This window comes from Micromonospora sp. NPDC000668 (assembly GCF_042897975.1).
In the GTDB taxonomy this organism is placed as follows: Bacteria; Actinomycetota; Actinomycetes; order Mycobacteriales; family Micromonosporaceae; genus Micromonospora.
Map to the genome: position 1 here is coordinate 1,589,191 of NZ_JBIAYP010000001.1, position 14,814 is coordinate 1,604,004.

General features: G+C 73.4%; 14 protein-coding genes. 6 read left to right on the top strand and 8 right to left on the bottom strand.

The features are described 5' to 3' along the window. Positions 1 to 98: 98 nt before the first annotated feature. Positions 99 to 965, top strand: a complete 867-nt coding sequence (locus tag ACFY29_RS07350; RefSeq protein ID WP_386984086.1) for a DUF4397 domain-containing protein — start codon at positions 99 to 101, stop codon at positions 963 to 965. Continuing rightward, positions 938 to 1,645, top strand: coding sequence for a class F sortase (locus ACFY29_RS07355; protein ID WP_386984087.1), 708 nt, complete (start codon positions 938 to 940; stop codon positions 1,643 to 1,645). The genes ACFY29_RS07350 and ACFY29_RS07355 overlap by 28 nt, the downstream gene beginning before the upstream one ends. 32 nt (positions 1,646 to 1,677) lie before the next feature. Here the strand turns inward: ACFY29_RS07355 and ACFY29_RS07360 are convergent, their stop codons facing one another. The 5 genes from ACFY29_RS07360 to ACFY29_RS07380 all read right to left on the bottom strand — a co-directional run bounded on the left by ACFY29_RS07360 (position 1,678) and on the right by ACFY29_RS07380 (position 5,264). After that, the gene (locus ACFY29_RS07360; RefSeq protein ID WP_328418924.1) at positions 1,678 to 2,028 is read right to left on the bottom strand and encodes a DUF2203 domain-containing protein; all 351 of its coding nucleotides are present in this window, start codon (positions 2,026 to 2,028) and stop codon (positions 1,678 to 1,680) included. A 56-nt stretch (positions 2,029 to 2,084) separates the two neighbouring features. Then, complete coding sequence (proC, locus tag ACFY29_RS07365) at positions 2,085 to 2,903, bottom strand: pyrroline-5-carboxylate reductase (protein ID WP_328418925.1); 819 nt, start codon at positions 2,901 to 2,903, stop codon at positions 2,085 to 2,087. Between the two features lie 71 nt (positions 2,904 to 2,974). Then, positions 2,975 to 4,003 carry a 6-phosphofructokinase gene (locus ACFY29_RS07370; protein WP_328426802.1) on the bottom strand — a complete coding sequence of 343 codons (1,029 nt, stop codon included), beginning with the start codon at positions 4,001 to 4,003 and terminating at the stop codon, positions 2,975 to 2,977. Between the two features lie 171 nt (positions 4,004 to 4,174). Further along, a complete protein-coding gene (locus ACFY29_RS07375; RefSeq protein ID WP_386984089.1) occupies positions 4,175 to 4,678 on the bottom strand; it encodes a pyridoxamine 5'-phosphate oxidase family protein in 504 nt (167 codons plus the stop codon). Positions 4,679 to 4,766: 88 nt separating this feature from the next. Further along, complete coding sequence (locus ACFY29_RS07380) at positions 4,767 to 5,264, bottom strand: polyadenylate-specific 3'-exoribonuclease AS (RefSeq protein WP_328426804.1); 498 nt, start codon at positions 5,262 to 5,264, stop codon at positions 4,767 to 4,769. A gap of 294 nt (positions 5,265 to 5,558) precedes the next feature. On the opposite strand from ACFY29_RS07380, the gene ACFY29_RS07385 reads away from it, so the two are divergent. Further along, positions 5,559 to 6,251, top strand: coding sequence for a Crp/Fnr family transcriptional regulator (locus ACFY29_RS07385; RefSeq protein WP_030337710.1), 693 nt, complete (start codon positions 5,559 to 5,561; stop codon positions 6,249 to 6,251). A gap of 92 nt (positions 6,252 to 6,343) precedes the next feature. Here the strand turns inward: ACFY29_RS07385 and ACFY29_RS07390 are convergent, their stop codons facing one another. Then, entirely contained in the window at positions 6,344 to 6,541 is a 198-nt protein-coding gene (locus ACFY29_RS07390) for a hypothetical protein (RefSeq protein ID WP_328418927.1), read from the bottom strand. 161 nt (positions 6,542 to 6,702) lie between these two features. Here ACFY29_RS07390 and ACFY29_RS07395 point away from each other — a divergent pair, with 161 nt between their 5' ends. Continuing rightward, positions 6,703 to 10,227 carry an adenylate/guanylate cyclase domain-containing protein gene (locus ACFY29_RS07395; protein ID WP_355604941.1) on the top strand — a complete coding sequence of 1,175 codons (3,525 nt, stop codon included), beginning with the start codon at positions 6,703 to 6,705 and terminating at the stop codon, positions 10,225 to 10,227. Positions 10,228 to 10,234: 7 nt separating this feature from the next. Here the strand turns inward: ACFY29_RS07395 and ACFY29_RS07400 are convergent, their stop codons facing one another. After that, the gene (locus ACFY29_RS07400; RefSeq protein ID WP_386984093.1) at positions 10,235 to 10,927 is read right to left on the bottom strand and encodes a lysophospholipid acyltransferase family protein; all 693 of its coding nucleotides are present in this window, start codon (positions 10,925 to 10,927) and stop codon (positions 10,235 to 10,237) included. Between the two features lie 509 nt (positions 10,928 to 11,436). On the opposite strand from ACFY29_RS07400, the gene ACFY29_RS07405 reads away from it, so the two are divergent. After that, positions 11,437 to 12,282, top strand: a complete 846-nt coding sequence (locus ACFY29_RS07405) for a DUF308 domain-containing protein (protein WP_328418932.1) — start codon at positions 11,437 to 11,439, stop codon at positions 12,280 to 12,282. A gap of 171 nt (positions 12,283 to 12,453) precedes the next feature. Then, complete coding sequence (locus tag ACFY29_RS07410) at positions 12,454 to 13,947, top strand: trehalose-6-phosphate synthase (protein WP_386984095.1); 1,494 nt, start codon at positions 12,454 to 12,456, stop codon at positions 13,945 to 13,947. A 32-nt stretch (positions 13,948 to 13,979) separates the two neighbouring features. Here the strand turns inward: ACFY29_RS07410 and ACFY29_RS07415 are convergent, their stop codons facing one another. Next, a complete protein-coding gene (locus ACFY29_RS07415) occupies positions 13,980 to 14,792 on the bottom strand; it encodes an alpha/beta hydrolase (RefSeq protein WP_386984097.1) in 813 nt (270 codons plus the stop codon). Between the last annotated feature and the right edge of the window lie 22 nt (positions 14,793 to 14,814).

A 14,814-nucleotide genomic window follows, 5' to 3' on the forward strand; every position in this document is an offset into this window, starting at 1 on the left:
ATCCGGCGACATCCCCGGGACAACTTGCGGGATGGTCCCGTACACGGGACTCTGTCCGTGGGTTGCCGCCCGCTCACCGAACGTGCCCCGGAGGCGACATGCACACGCTCCGTACCGTGCCCCGCCGGCTGCTGGCTGGCGCTGGCGCGCTCCTGCTCGGCACCACCCTCGCCGCCGCCGGCACCCCGATGTCGGTCAGCGCCGCGACCGGCGCGGACACCGTCGGATACGTCCGGCTCGCCCATCTCTCCCCCGACACCCCGGCGGTGGACGTCTACCTGGCCGCCCCCGCCGCCGCGAAGCCGCAGGTCTTTCCCGGGGTCGGCTATGGCGTGGTCTCCGACTACCTGGAGCTGGCGCCCGGCCGGTACGCGGTGGCGATGCGCGAGGCCGGCGCCCCCGCCAGCGATCCCCCGGTGCTCACCACCGAGGTCGCGGTGACCAGTGGCGACGCGTACACGGTGGCCGGCGTCGGTCGGCACGCCGACCTGGGGCTGCGGGTGCTCAACGACGACCTCAGCGCGCCCGCCGAGGGCCGGGCCAAGGTGCGCGTCGTGCAGGCGTCGGTGCGGACTCCGGTGCTCGATGTGGCCGCCGCCGACGGTCCGATGATCGCCAGCGGCGTCCAGTTCGCCACCACCACCGCCTACCAGCAGGTCGAGCCGGGTAGCTGGCGGCTGAAGCTGACCGGCGCCGGTGGGCCGAGCACCGACACCGAGGTGCAGCTGACCCGAGGCGCGGTCTACTCGCTGCTGGTGCTCGACGCGAAGCAGGGCGGGCTCACCGCCGAGCTGCGCCGCGACGCTGAGGGCGGCACCGTCGTACCGGCCGGTGGCGTGGACACCGGCGCCGGCGGCACCGCCGGGACCGGGCGTGGCGCGTACCCCCTGGTGGCCGGCGGGCTGGCCGCGGCGGCCGTCGCGGTGAGCCTGCTGCTGTGGCGGCGGCGGCGCACGACCTGGTGAGCACCGGGCCCGACCTCGCGATCCGACGGCACCGCGACCGCCGGGTGCCGCCGGCCGCGCTGGTCGCGGCCGGCGCGGCGGTCTGCCTGGCCGCCGGCACCGGGGTCGGGCTCGCCACGACCGCCCCGGCGCTGCCACCGCCGTCGGCGAGCTGGCAGCCGGGCTGCGCCGACGACTGCCCGTCGCCCGCCGCCGTGCCCGCGCCGCAGGGCCCACCCACCCGGGTACGCGTGCCGCGGATCGGCGTCGACTCGGCGCTCACCGTGCTGGGCCTGGACCGGGCCGGCGCGCTGATCCCGCCGACCGACTTCGAGACCGCCGGCTGGTACGGCGGCGGCCCGGCCCCCGGCGACACCGGCCCGGCCGTGCTCGCCGGCCACCTGGACTCGCGGCGCGGCCCGGCGGTCTTCGCGCGGCTCGGCGAGCTGCGTCCGGGCGACCGGGTGGAGGTGTGGCGTGGCGGGCAGCGACTGTCGTTCCGGGTGACCGGGTCGCTGCGCACGCGCAAGGACCAGTTCCCCACCGCCGTGGTCTACGGCCCGACGCCCGGCGCGGAGCTACGCCTGGTCACCTGCGGCGGCGACTTCGACCGGCGGCGCGGGCACTACCGGGACAACGTGGTGGTGTTCGCGGTGACCGACGCCGCCGGCCCGGTGCTGCCGGGCTCCGCCGCGGGTTGAGCACCCGGTCGCCGGCCCTGGCCAGAGCGCACTCAGACCGGGCGGCGGCCGGCGAAGCCGCACTCGGCCCGGTGGTACCAGCGCACGTCGGAGTCCCCCTCCAGCCAGCACCAGAGCACGGCGCGGCCGGCCCGCTCGCCGGGGAAGTCGAGCAGCACCGGTGCGATGCCCTTGACCTGGATGTCGTGCTGGTGCAGCTCGTCAACGACGCCGTGCAGCCGGGCCTCCAGCCCCTTCACCTCGGCCAACCCGCCGAGCGCGCTGACGCCGTGGTCGGTGAGGTCGGCGCGCAGCTCGGCCAGGTCGGCCCGCAGCCGGATCAACTCGTCGACACGCGGCTGCAGGGTGGCCACCAGGTGCCGGGCCTGGGCGAGTGTGAACACCGGGCCAGTATGCGGCACCCACCGGGGCGTGCAGGGCCCCGCGACGGGTGACAGTCTCAGTCGGCCTGGGCGGCCAGCTCGCGGGCGCGGTCGCGGGCAGCCTCCAGTGCCGCCAGCATGGCCGCCCGGACGCCGTGCTTCTCCAGCTCGCGGATGGCGGAGATGGTGGTGCCGGCCGGCGAGGTGACCGCCTCGCGCAGCTTGACCGGGTGCTCGCCGGAGTCGCGCAGCATCACCGCGGAGCCGATCGCGGTCTGCACGATCAGCTCGTGCGCCACCTGCCGGGGCAGCCCGAGCAGGATCCCGGCGTCGATCATGGCCTCGACCAGCAGGTAGAAGTAGGCCGGACCGGAGCCGGAGAGCGCGGTGACCGCGTCCTGCTGCGACTCGGGCACCCGGATCGTCTGGCCGAGGGGCTTGAACATCTCCTCCGCGAGGGCCAGGTGCGTCCCGGTGGCGTACGCGCCCGCCGAGATCGCCGTCATCGCCTCGTCGACCAGTGCCGGGGTGTTGGTCATCACCCGGACCACCGGGGTGCCCTCGGGCAGCCTGCGGTTGAAGAAGCTGGTGGGCAGCCCGGCGCAGAGCGAGATGACCAGCTTGTCGGCGGGCACCTTGGGGCCGATCTCGTCCAGCAGCGCGGCGGCGTCCTGCGGCTTGACCGAGACCGCGAGCACCGCCGCCTCGTCCACCGCGGCCAGGTTGTCGACCACTCGGACGCCGTAGCGGGCGGTCAGCTCCTCGGCGCGTGCCGGTCGGCGGGCGGTGGCCAACAGCCGGTCGACCGGCCATCCCGAGCGCAGCAGCCCGGAGAGCATCAACTCACCGATCTTGCCCGCGCCGATCACCGCGACCGTGTGCACCCCGGCGGACATCTCGGTCGTACCCCCTCGTGTCGGGTCGCGGCGCGGCGGACCCGCAGGCCCACCGCGCCGTCGACCGTCGATCAGCTGCCGAAGAAGACCTCAGCCTCGGCGTACCGCTCCAGCGGCACGGTCTTCAGCTCGCGGGTGGCCTCGGCCAGCGGCACCCGGACGATGTCGGTGCTCTGCATCGCGACCATCTTGCCCCAGTCACCCTCGTGCACCGCGTCGATGGCCTGCAGGCCGAGCCGGGTGGCGAGCACCCGGTCGAAGGCGGTCGGGGTGCCACCGCGCTGGATGTGACCCAGCACCACGGTGCGGGCCTCCTTGCCGGTCTTGGCCTCCAACTGCTCGGCCAGCCACTGGCCGATGCCGCCGAGGCGGACGTGACCGAACGAGTCCAGCTCCTGGTTGGCCAGCACCATCTGGCCGTCCAGCGGCTGGGCGCCCTCGGCGACCACCACGATTGGGGCGTACTGGTGCTGGAAGCGCTTCTCGACGTAGCCGGCCACCTGCTCGACGTCGAACTGCCGCTCCGGCAGCAGGATCACGTTGGCGCCACCGGCCAGGCCGGCGTGCAGGGCGATCCAGCCGGCGTGCCGGCCCATCACCTCGACGACCAGGGTGCGGTGGTGGCTCTCCGCGGTGGTGTGCAGCCGGTCGATGGCCTCCATCGCGATGTTGACCGCGGTGTCGAAGCCGAAAGTGTAGTCGGTGGCGCCCAGGTCGTTGTCGATCGTCTTCGGTACGCCGACCACGTGCACGCCCAGCTCGTAGAGCTTGGTGGCCACGCCGAGGGTGTCCTCGCCGCCGATCGCGATCAGGGCGTCCACGCCCTGCTCCGCGAGGTTGTCCTTGATCCGCTCGACGCCGTTCTCGATCTTGAACGGGTTGGTCCGGGACGAGCCGAGGATGGTGCCACCGCGGGGCAGGATGCCGCGGACGTCGGCGATGTCGAGCGGCCGGGACAGACCCTCCAGCGGGCCCTTCCAGCCGTCCCGGAAGCCTACGAACTCGTGACCGTAAGTGGCGACGCCCTTGCGGACGACCGCCCGGATGACCGCGTTGAGACCTGGGCAGTCGCCGCCGCCGGTGAGCACGCCGATACGCATGATCCGCTCATCCTCCTGGAGCATCAGGTAAAGCCCGATATGCCCCAGGATATGTGTCAGGTCAGACCATCGGCGCCGTTGCCGGCCCGGGGCGGGCCGTCACTGCGCACTGTAGTCGGCCTGCCTGTGCGGTGACAGCGCGCCCCGGGTCGACCGGCCGCCTCTCGCGGGTCAGAACGTCACCTCGTGGTTCTCGCCGGCCTCCGGCGGCCGGCCCGTGACGGCCGCCCTGGCGAAGCCGAGCAGGTTGACCACGGTGCTGCTGGGCGAGTCCCAGTACTCGGCGGAGCTGGCGTGCACCTTGATCATCGTCAGGCCGGGGGTGTCCAGCCCGTCCGGAAACCAGGCCTTGAGCACCGGGCTCCAGAGCCGGTCCGCGCGGGACCGGTCGAACCCCTCGTTGGCGGTGCCGGAGATCGACACCCAGGCGTTGTGCCTCTGGTCGGAGAAGGCGACGTTGACCTCCGGGTTCACCCGGATCTGGCGGACCTTGGCCGAGTCCGCGGAGGCGAAGAACCACAGGTCGCCGTCGAACTCGGCCTCCTGCAGGCCCATCGGCCGGCTCACCTGCCGCCCGTCCAGGGCGATCGTGGTGAGCATGCAGACCCGCGCGGCCCGAGCCAGCTCGGTGACTCGGGCCCGGGCCTCGGCGGCGCTGGTCGACTCGTTGCTCATGGCACTCTCCCTCGGCTCGACTCGTCGAACCGGTGCCCTGGACAGAACCGGTCAAACCTCCGCCGGTGCGGCCGTCACCGGTCGCCGCTCAGCGGGCCGTCATCGCCCGCCAGCGGGCCAGGTTGTGCCGGGCGTCGACCAGGGCGTCGTGCCGGGCCGCGTCCGCGTCCGGCAGGGTTGGCCGGCCACGGTCGTCCCAGAGCTGCCGCAACTCCTTGGTGAACCGGGGGATCTCCCGGGGCAACGCCGGCATCGCACCCCAGAGCTGGGCGAGCACCACGTGGTCGTACGCGGCGAACCAGGCCCACAGCTCCAGCTGCTCCCCCGGCCGGTCCCGGACCGGTTCGACCAGGAAGTCGTACAGGTCGTCGCGGATGCGCTCCCGCGAGCGCCAGGCCCGGTCGGCCGGCGACGGCAGCTTGTCCAGCACGTTGCGCCGGACCCAGGGCACGGCGCGGGAGTCGTCGAACTCGGTGGAGACCGCGTAGAACTCGCGGCCGTACTCGTCGACGACACCGATCGAGACGAGGTCGACGGTCTGGCCGTCCTCGATGAACTCGCAGTCGTAGAAGTAGCGGTAGACCATTCCGGCCATCCTCGCCCACCGCCACGCGGCGCTGACCGGCGGGGCCGGCGGACGGCCGCGGGCCGCGCCGGCGAAGACCCGTGCCGCCGGCCTGGATCTGCACCCCAGAAAGCGGTACGCCGCAGCTCGGGACGGTCACGGAAGTGCTTCGAGGGGTGTACAGCAAGCGACCGGACCGTCATGATCTGATGTGTACCGCTACCGGACGCCGAACCGGTGTCAGTTCACCTTGTCGGGGCCATCAGGTTCGCCCGGTGAGCGAGTTGTGGTCCTTTACCGGGGAGGGGTTGGCCCGTGGAGGTTCGCCTGCCGGAGCCGGGTGACGCGCTCACGGGTGTCGAGATGTTCGCCGGGCTGGAGCCCGAGGTGCGGCAGCGGGTCATCGCCGCCGCCGTCCCGCGCACCTACCGCAAGGGTCAGTTGCTCTTCGTGGAGAACGACCCGGGCGAGTCGTTGATCGTGCTCCGCCGGGGCGCGGTGGCCGTCTTCCGCACCGCACCCACCGGCGAGCGGGCCGTGCTGTCGGTGATCCGTCCACCGGACGTGCTCGGCGAGGTCTCCCTGCTCGACGCCTCCACCCGGTCGGCCTCGGCCGAGGCCATTGAGGACTGCGCGGCGCTCGCGCTGTCCCGGGGGGCGTTCATGGAACTGGTGCACTCCAACCCGCGCATCCTGGACGCGGTGATGCGCTCGCTGGGCGGGCTGATCCGCCGGCTCACCGAGCAGAACGCCGACCACGTCTTCCTCGACCTGCCCGGTCGGGTGGCCAAGACGCTGGTCCGGCTGGCCGGCGAGAGCCAGGCGCCGATGATCACCATCGAGCTCAACCAGAGCCAGCTGGCCGAGATGGCCGGCGGCTCCCGGCAGAGCGTCAACCAGGCGATCGGGTCGTTCGCCAGTCGTGGTTGGCTGCGCACCGAGGGGCGCCGGATCGTGGTGACCGACGTGGCCGCGCTGCGTCGACGCGCCGGCATGAACGATCGCTGATCCCGCCCGACGGGCGACGCACCGAAACGGACACGATGCGGCCGGGTCACCCGTGGGTGACCCGGCCGCGTCGTCGCTTCACCAGCGCTGAGTCAGACCCCGGAGCTGCCGGGACCGGCCCACTTGTCCGGGCCCTTGCCGTCGCCGCCCGCCCCGTGGGACTGCTCGATGACGATGCCCTCGGCCTGCAGGGTGGCGAGGGTGGCGGCGTCGACGTCCACCGACTCACCCGCGGAGTGGCTGACCCCGTTGCCGTCGGTCCAGTCGCTCTCCAACTTGACGTACACCATTGACCTGTCCCCCTGTGCTCGCTGAACGACATGTGGCTGCCTGAATCTAGTCCGTGAATGCCCGGGTGGACTGTCCACAAGCCAACAGGCCGGTACCCGACAGCCGCGTCGGCGGTGATACTTCCACTGACGGGACGCGGTGCGCGTCCGCCTGTTCGTCAGTGGAGGATGTCATCGCCGCGCAGTGTGGGCGCTGTGGACGCACGGCCGCCGACGGCGACCGCTTCTGCGGTGGCTGCGGTGCCGAACTGGGCGCCGTCTGCCCGCACTGTCTGCGTCCGCTCGCCTCGGACGTCACCTTCTGCACCTCGTGCGGGTCGCCCAGGCCGGGCGCGGACCGACCGGCCGCGGTCACCCCGCAGGAGGACCGCCGCCGGGTGAGCGTGCTCTTCGTCGACCTGATCGACTTCACCCCGTACGTCGAACGGGCCGACCCGGAGCAGGTCCGCGGCATGCAGACCGGGTTCTTCTCCGCCGCCCGCCGGGTCGTCGGCCAGTACGGCGGGGTGGTGGAGAAGTACATCGGCGACGCGGTGATGGCGCTCTTCGGCGCCCCGATCGCCACCGAGACCGACGCGTTGCGCTGCGTACGGGCTGGGCTGGAGCTGCAACGGGTGCTCACCCGGTTCGCCCCCACCGGCAGCACGGAGCTGCGGTTCCGGGTCGGGGTGGCCACCGGCGAGGCGCTGGTCGACGTGGCCGCCGCCCGCGACGGCGGGCAGGCGATCGTGGCCGGCGACGTGGTCAACACGGCCTCCCGGATGCAGTCGGTCGCGCCGCCGGGCGGGGTGCTGGTCTGCGGCAGCACGCACGCGCTGACCAAGGACGCGATCCGCTACGAGGAGCAGCCCCCGGTCACGCTGCGCGGGCGTTCGTCGCCGACCGAGGTGTGGCTCGCCCTGTCCCCGCTGCGCCGCCAGCCCACCGACCGGGAGCCGGACACCACGCCGCTGGTCGACCGGGAACACGAGCTGGGCATGCTGGTCAACGCCCTGCACCGGTCACTGCGCGACAGACTGCCGCAGGTGGTGACCATCTTCGGCCGGGCCGGCATCGGCAAGAGCCGGCTGCTGCGGGAGCTCTACCGGCACACCGGTCGGCTGGTCGACGAGCCGCTGACCTGGCGGACGGGGCGCTGCCCGCCGTTCGGGGAGAACGTCACGTTCGCCGCGCTGGCCGACATCGTGAAGTCCGAGGCCGGCATCCTGGACACCGACCCGGCCAGCAGCGCGGCACAGCGGCTGACCGCGGCGGTCGGCGAGCTGATCGGCCCGGGCGAACGGGGCCGGGTGGTGGACGCGCTGCGACCGCTGGTCGGGCTGCCCGGCACACCGTTGCCGGCCGAGGAGGCGGAGTCGGCGTGGCGGCGCTTCCTGCTGGCGTTGGCCGCCCGCCGCCCCACCGTGCTGGTCTTCGAGGACCTGCACTGGGCCGACGACGCGATGCTGCGCTTCGTGGAGCTGCTCGGCGCGGCGGCCCGCGAGGTGCCGCTGCTGTTGCTCTGCACCGCCCGGCCGGAGCTGGTCGACCGGGACCCGAGCTGGGCCGGCACCATCACCGGCTCGGTGACCATCACCCTGCCGCCGCTGCGCGACACCGGCATCGCCGCGCTGTACGCGCACATGTTCGGCCAGGCGGCGTTCTCCGCCGACATGCTGAGCCCGCTCATCGAGGTGGCCGGCGGCAACCCGCTCTACGCCCACGAGTACGTCCGGATGCTGATCGAGCAGGGCGCGCTGCGCCAGTCCGGACGGGGCTGGTCGCTGGACAAGCAGCTCGAACTGACCATGCCGGAGAGCGTGCACGCGGTGATCGCCAACCGGGTGGACCTGCTGGACGCCAAGGACCGCGCCGTGCTGCTGGCCGCCTCGGTGGTCGGGGTGCAGTTCTGGCCTGGCGCGGTGGCCGCCGCGCTGGGGCAGCCGGTCGAGTCGGTCGAACGCTCGCTGCGCCGGCTGGAGCAGCGCGACTTCGTGCACGAGCAGGCGGCGTCGACGATGGCCGGGCAGGCGGAGTTCCGGTTCCGGCACGTGCTGGTGCGCGACGTCTGCTACCAGCGGCTGCCGCGCACCGAGCGGGTGGCCCGGCACGAACGGGCCGCGGACTGGCTCGACGCGCTGTCGCACAGCCGCGACACCGATCTGGCCGAGGTGCTCGCCCACCACCGCTGGGCGGCCCACGAGATCGCCCGCTCGCTCGGCATGCAGGTCCGCCGGTACGCCGGGCCGGCGCGGCAGGCGCTGCACCGGGCGGCCCGCCGGGCGTACGCGCTGCACGGGTTGGACGCGGCGGCCAGCCACGCGGGCCGGGCGCTGGGCCTGGCCGACGACAGTGACCCGCTGGGCCGGCTCCAGCTGGAGCTGCTGAGCACCGAGATCTCGTTCTACCGGGACGGCAACGGGTTCCTCTCCGGCGGTGGGCCGGAGCAGGTGCACGCGCTCGCCGACCGGCTGCTGGCGCACGGCGACGACGCGTGCGCCGCCCGAGCGTGGACGCTGCTCGGCCAGGCCGCCTGGCTACGCGCCGACCGGAGCGACGCGCTGGCCTGCCTGGACCGCGCGGTACAGCTGTTCGAGCCGCTGCCGGACACCCCGCAGAAGGCCGACGCGTACGCCGAGCTGGCCCGGTTGCACATGCTCAACTACGAGCGGGACCCGGCCGTGGCGGCGGCGGACACCGCGGCCGAGATCGCCGAGCGGCTGGGCCTGACCGAGACCCGCACCAACGCCCGGATCACCGCGGCCACCGCCCGCTACCAGTCCGGCGACCGGGTGGGCCTGGACGAGTTGCACGCGATCGTCGAGTTCAGCCGCGCCAACCAGCTGCTCGCGCTGCCCCGGGCCACCCAGAACCTCGCCTGGGCGATCAGGGAGGAGGGCGACTGGCTGCGCTCCAACGCCCTGCTCTCGGCCGCGCCGGCCCGCACCGCCAGCGGCCAGACCCTGACCACCAGCTACTCGGCGGAGGCGATGCTCGCCTGGTTCGACGGCGACTTCGGCCGGCTGCTCGCCGCGGCGGAGGCATTCGTGGACACTCCGACCGGCAGCTGGGACATGCAGGTACGGGGGCTGCGCTGCTGCCTGCTGGTGCTGCGCGACGACGAGGACCCGGACGACGTGGCCGCCGCCCTGGACACCGCACGGCGCAGTGGGTTCCACCGCCTGCACTGGACGATGCTGGGCATGGCGGCGCTGTGCCGGGCGCTGCAGGACCGCGCCGACGAGGCGGCGGAGCTGATCGAGGAGTTGGACCGGTCCTGGTCGGCGGTGCCGGCGCTGGCCAGCGGGGAGTGGATCGCCGCTGCCGCGTACGCCGCCGCCCTGGCCGGCCGGACCGCCGCGGTGCGGGTCCGGGCGATGCTGGACCGGGTCGGACACCGTACCCCGTGGTCGGAGGCGGCGCTGCGGACCGTGACGGCCGCCCTGGCCGCGGCCGACGGCGATCACCGGCGCTCGGCCGAGCTGCACCTGGCCGCCGCCGAGACCTACGGCCGGATCCCGGACGCCAGCGACCGGGTGCTGGCGCTGGCGTTCGCGGCGGCGGAGCTGACCCGGGCCGGCGACCCGGCGGCCGCCCGGGTGCCGCGCGCCGAGGTACGCACCTTCGCGCTGCGCAACGACGCCCCCGGGCTGCTCGCGCTCGCCGGCCGGCCGATCAGCCCGACCGGGCCCGCGGTGGCCTGCTGAGGCCGGGTCAGGCGGCAGCCGGCACGGGGACGGGCTGCTTGAGCTTCTGCGCGTAGATGTCGACGTACTCCCGGCCGGAGAGCTCCATCAGCTCGTACATGATCTCGTCGGTGACCGCGCGCTCGACGAACCGGTCACCGGACAGACCGGCGTAGCGGGAGAAGTCCAGCGGGGCACCGAAGCGGATCTTCACCCGGGCGACCTTGGGGATGAGCTTGCCCGGCGGCTGGATCTCGTCGGCGTTGAGCATCACCACCGGCACCACCACCGCGCCGCTCTCCAGCGCGAGCCGGGCCACGCCGGTCTTGCCCCGGTAGAGCCGCCCGTCCGGGGAGCGGGTCCCCTCCGGGTAGATGCCGGCCACTCCCCCGGCCCGCAGCACCTGCAACTGGGTGTCCAGCGCGGCGCGGGCGGCCCGGCCGCCGGAACGGTCGACCGGGATGGTGCCGGTGCCGACGAAGAACATCTTGGTCAGCCAGCCCTTGATCCCCTTGCCGGTGAAGTACTCGGCCTTGGCCACGAAGGTGACCTTCCGGGCGGTGATCAGCGGCGTGAAGATCGAGTCGGAAAAGGAGAGGTGGTTGCTGGCCAGGATCACCGGACCGGTCGCCGGCACGTTGTGCAGGCCCTCCACCTGCGGGCGGAAGATCAGCTTGAGCAGCGGACCGAGGATGACGTACTTCAGTAGCCAGTAGAGCACCGGCGTCCTTTCCCGTGATGTGCCCGCGACAGCGCCAAGCCCGGGAACGCCGCCGTCGCCGACGAGCCTACGAAGCGCGGGCCCTGACCACAACGGACGAAGGTCGGGGCTGACGCACCGGACCGGGCCGGGTCCTCACCACCACAGCGCGTTGGCCGCGGTCAGCAGGGTGGCGAGCACGATCGGTCAGACCTGGCGAGAGGTCGCGGCAGCCACGTGCGCCCCGCCAGTGTTCGTGCAGACGCCCCGATCGCTGGCAGTTCAGCAGGGCAGCGATCGGCGCGTCGAGTTACCCAGGCGCCAACGATCATCGAGATAGCACTTGTCGCGCAAGAACGGACAAAGGATCCCTGCCGCGACCTGCGGCACCGGCTCTGACTTTGGAAGACGCGACACAACGCACTCCCGGAACCGGCCCCTGACGTGTCACGATTCAGAGCACGGCGTGCGGACGGACGTCGAGGGGGCTGGGGCGGCCGCGCCGAAGGCGCGTTGAGGAGGATGTCCGGGTGTCAGCGGGTGGGGCCCGCCGGGGACGGCGGGACAACGGGCTCGACGCGAGTGAGTACGCCGTCGTGGGCGACGTCGATCCGCGCGTCGGTGAGCACCTGCTCGACGTGCTGGCCGCCGGTGGGATCGCCGCCTACCTGCAACCCTCCGCCGACCTCAACCCGGTCACCCGCACCACCACCGTGCCGGCCCGCCCGGTCGACCGGCTCTACGTCGACCGCTCGCACCTGACCACCGCACGCGACTACCTCACCCAGCTCTCCGACGAGACCGCCCCCGAGCAGCCGCCGGCCCGCGACGAGCCGGACATCGACGCCGAGTGGACCCGGATCGTGGCCGGCTTCCACAGCACCGCCACGGTCGGCGAGCGCCCGTGGCCAGCCGCGGAGGACGTGGAGGAGCGGGACGAGCCCGCCGCCGGTCCGCTGGCCCGTTCCGGCACCGACGAGGCCGGCCCGACCGCCACCGACGTCCGCCGGCTGCCGTCGGCCACCGACATCTCCGGGATCTCGATCGGGCGTGGCACCCGCCCGGACGAGCCGTCGCTGCTGGACGGGCTGGACACCTTCGGTGCCGACCTGCCCGACGACGAGGACGAGGACGAGGGTTACCACCCGCCCCCGCCACCGCCGCTGCCCCGGTTCTCCAAGTACGCGGTGGTCGGCGTGCTCGCGGTGGTCGTCGGGTTCGTGCTCTTCCTCTTCCCGTCGCTGCTCCCGGTGGACCGCTCGGCGGTCACGCTGTTCGGGTTCACCGGCATCCTGGCCGGTTTCGTCACCCTGATCTGGCGGCTGCGCCCCGGTGACGAGGACGACGACGACCCGGACAACGGCGCGGTCGTCTGACTCCGGCGGGCCACCGCCGACCGCATCCCGGGACGACGACGCCCCGCCCCGGGCGTAACAGTGGTGTAACTTACTGTCAGTAGGAATACCGCTGTACGTCACTTCCCCCGCTGACTGACCGGTTTTTCCTTGCTCGCGGCGGTCAGCCCTCTGCTGATCGGAATGCCCGAGATGCGACAGAGTTCCCTCGTGGTGGTGGCCAACCGCCTCCCCATCGACGACAGCGTGGCGCCCGACGGGGCCTGCGAATGGCGGCGCAGCCCGGGAGGGCTGGTCAGCGCGCTGCACCCCCTGCTACGGCACACACCGGCGACGTGGGTCGGCTGGGCCGGCGGCACCGGGCCGGCCCCCGCACTACCGGACGTGGACGGCGTCCGGATGCACAGCGTCGCGCTCAGCCACGAGGACCTGCGCGACCACTACGAGGGGTTCGCCAACGCCACCCTCTGGCCGCTCTACCACGACGCCGTCGAGCAGCCACAGCACCACCGCCGCTGGTGGGAGGCGTACCAGCGGGTCAACCAGCGCTTCGCCGAGGCCACCGCCGAGGTGGCCGAGCAGGGCGCGGTGGTCTGGGTGCAGGACTACCACCTGCAACTGGTCCCCGACGCACTCCGCACGCTCCGACCGGACCTGCGCATCGGGTTCTTCCTACACGTGCCGTTCCCGCCGCCGGAGTTGTTCATGCAGCTGCCCCGCCGGGCCGAGCTGCTGCGCGGCATGCTCGGCGCCGACCTGGTCGGCTTCCAGCGCGCCCAGGCGGCCCACAACTTCGCCCAGCTGGTCACGAAGGTGCTGGAGCTGCCGGCCACCGACCGGCGGATCGGAGTCGACGACCGGGTGGTGCGCATCGGCGCGTTCCCGGTCTCCATCGACACCGCCGAGATGGCCGCGCTCGCCGCCCGTCCCGACGTGGCCGCCCGTGCCCGCCGGCTGCGCCAGGACCTCGGCGACCCCCGGCAGGTCATCCTCAGCGTGGACCGGATGGACTACACCAAGGGCATCGAGCAGCGACTCAAGGCATACAGCGAGCTGCTCGCCAGCGGCGACGTCAAGGTCCGCGACACGGTGCTGGTGCAGGTCGCCATGCCGAGCCGGGAACGCGTCGGCCAGTACCAGATCCTGCGCGAACGGATCGAGCGCGAGGTGGGCCGGATCAACGGCGAGTTCGGCCGGGTCGGCGAGCCGGCCATCCACTACCTCACCCAGCCCTTCGACCGGGCCGAGCTGGCCGCGCTCTACCGGGTCGCCGACGTGATGGCGGTGACCCCGCTGCGCGACGGGATGAACCTGGTCGCCAAGGAGTACGTCGCCGCCCGGGTGGACGACTCCGGCGCGCTGCTGCTCAGCGAGTTCGCCGGCACCGCCGCCGAGCTGCCCCAGGCGTACCTGGTCAACCCACACGACCTGGAGGGGCTCAAGCAGGGGTTGTGCGCGGCACTGCGGGCCAGCCCGGCCGACGTCACGGAACGGATACGTGCCATGCGCGCCTACCTGCACCAGCACGACATCCGGGCCTGGGCCCGCTCCTACCTCAGCGCGCTGGACGAGAAAGGTGCCGTGGCCGGCCGCCTGACCAGCACCGACGGCAACCCGGACGAGGCCGCCCGGGTGCCGCTGCCGGCGAGCCGGGCCACCCCGGCCACGCACCGCGCCGGCGGCTGACCGGCGCGCGCCGGCCCAGCCGGTCAGGTCGCTCAGTGCGCCGCGGGCTCCTTCTCCAACCAGTCCAGGATCGCGTCGATCGGCTCCGCCCAGCGCGCGTCCAGCATCAGGTCATGCCCCATCCCCGGGAAGAGCAACGGGGCCGACCCGTAGTGCCTTGCCACCCCGGTCAACGCCGACGTCGGCACCACCCGGTCATCCGGGCTGCCCAGCACCAGCACCGGCGGCGCCCCCACGGCCGGCTCGGCGTCCGGCGCACCCAGCAGCGCCCACTGTGCCCGCCGCCCGGCCCGACCGAGCCGGGCGACGTGCCGCCGGGCCTCCTCGTCGGGGAGCTCGCGGCTGAACAGCTGGCCGCGGCTGAGCCGCAACGGGCCGCCGAACACCGCCGGCAGCGTGCCGGCCGGATTGCGGCGCAGTGCAGCGCCCAGCACTCCCCAGCCGCCGAAGACCGGCGCCACCAGCACCGCGCCCCGCGCCGGGTAGCGGGCCAGCGCGTGCGCCACCACCAGCGCCCCGGCGCCGTGCCCCACCAGCACCGCCTGGCGCGGCAGGCCCGCGGCAACCTGGACCACATCATGGGCGTACGCGCGCAGCGTCGCCTCCGGCGCCGGCTCGCTGCCGCCGTGCCCGCGCAGGCTCATCGCGTACGCCGGGAACCCCCGCGACGCCGCGTGCCCCAGCCAGTGCTCGGCGAACGCCCACGCGCCGTGCCCGAACCCGGGGACGAAGAGCAGCGGCGGGCGCCCCTCCTCCAGCTCGGGAGTCGCGCTGAGCACCTCGCGCCGGGCCGGCCGAACCGGACGGGACCACTCCCGGCCCCGCATGATCCGCAGCTCACTCATCGGGCCGACCTTTCGTTCGCGA

Coding starts and splice junctions, on each gene's coding strand:
- ACFY29_RS07350 (WP_386984086.1), top strand. CDS start 99: ATGCACACGCTCCGTACCGTGCCCCGCCGGCTGCTGGCTGGCGCTGGC.
- proC (WP_328418925.1), bottom strand. CDS start 2,903: ATGTCCGCCGGGGTGCACACGGTCGCGGTGATCGGCGCGGGCAAGATC.
- ACFY29_RS07370 (WP_328426802.1), bottom strand. CDS start 4,003: ATGCGTATCGGCGTGCTCACCGGCGGCGGCGACTGCCCAGGTCTCAAC.
- ACFY29_RS07375 (WP_386984089.1), bottom strand. CDS start 4,678: ATGAGCAACGAGTCGACCAGCGCCGCCGAGGCCCGGGCCCGAGTCACC.
- ACFY29_RS07380 (WP_328426804.1), bottom strand. CDS start 5,264: ATGGTCTACCGCTACTTCTACGACTGCGAGTTCATCGAGGACGGCCAG.
- ACFY29_RS07390 (WP_328418927.1), bottom strand. CDS start 6,541: ATGGTGTACGTCAAGTTGGAGAGCGACTGGACCGACGGCAACGGGGTC.
- ACFY29_RS07410 (WP_386984095.1), top strand. CDS start 12,454: ATGCGACAGAGTTCCCTCGTGGTGGTGGCCAACCGCCTCCCCATCGAC.
- ACFY29_RS07415 (WP_386984097.1), bottom strand. CDS start 14,792: ATGAGTGAGCTGCGGATCATGCGGGGCCGGGAGTGGTCCCGTCCGGTT.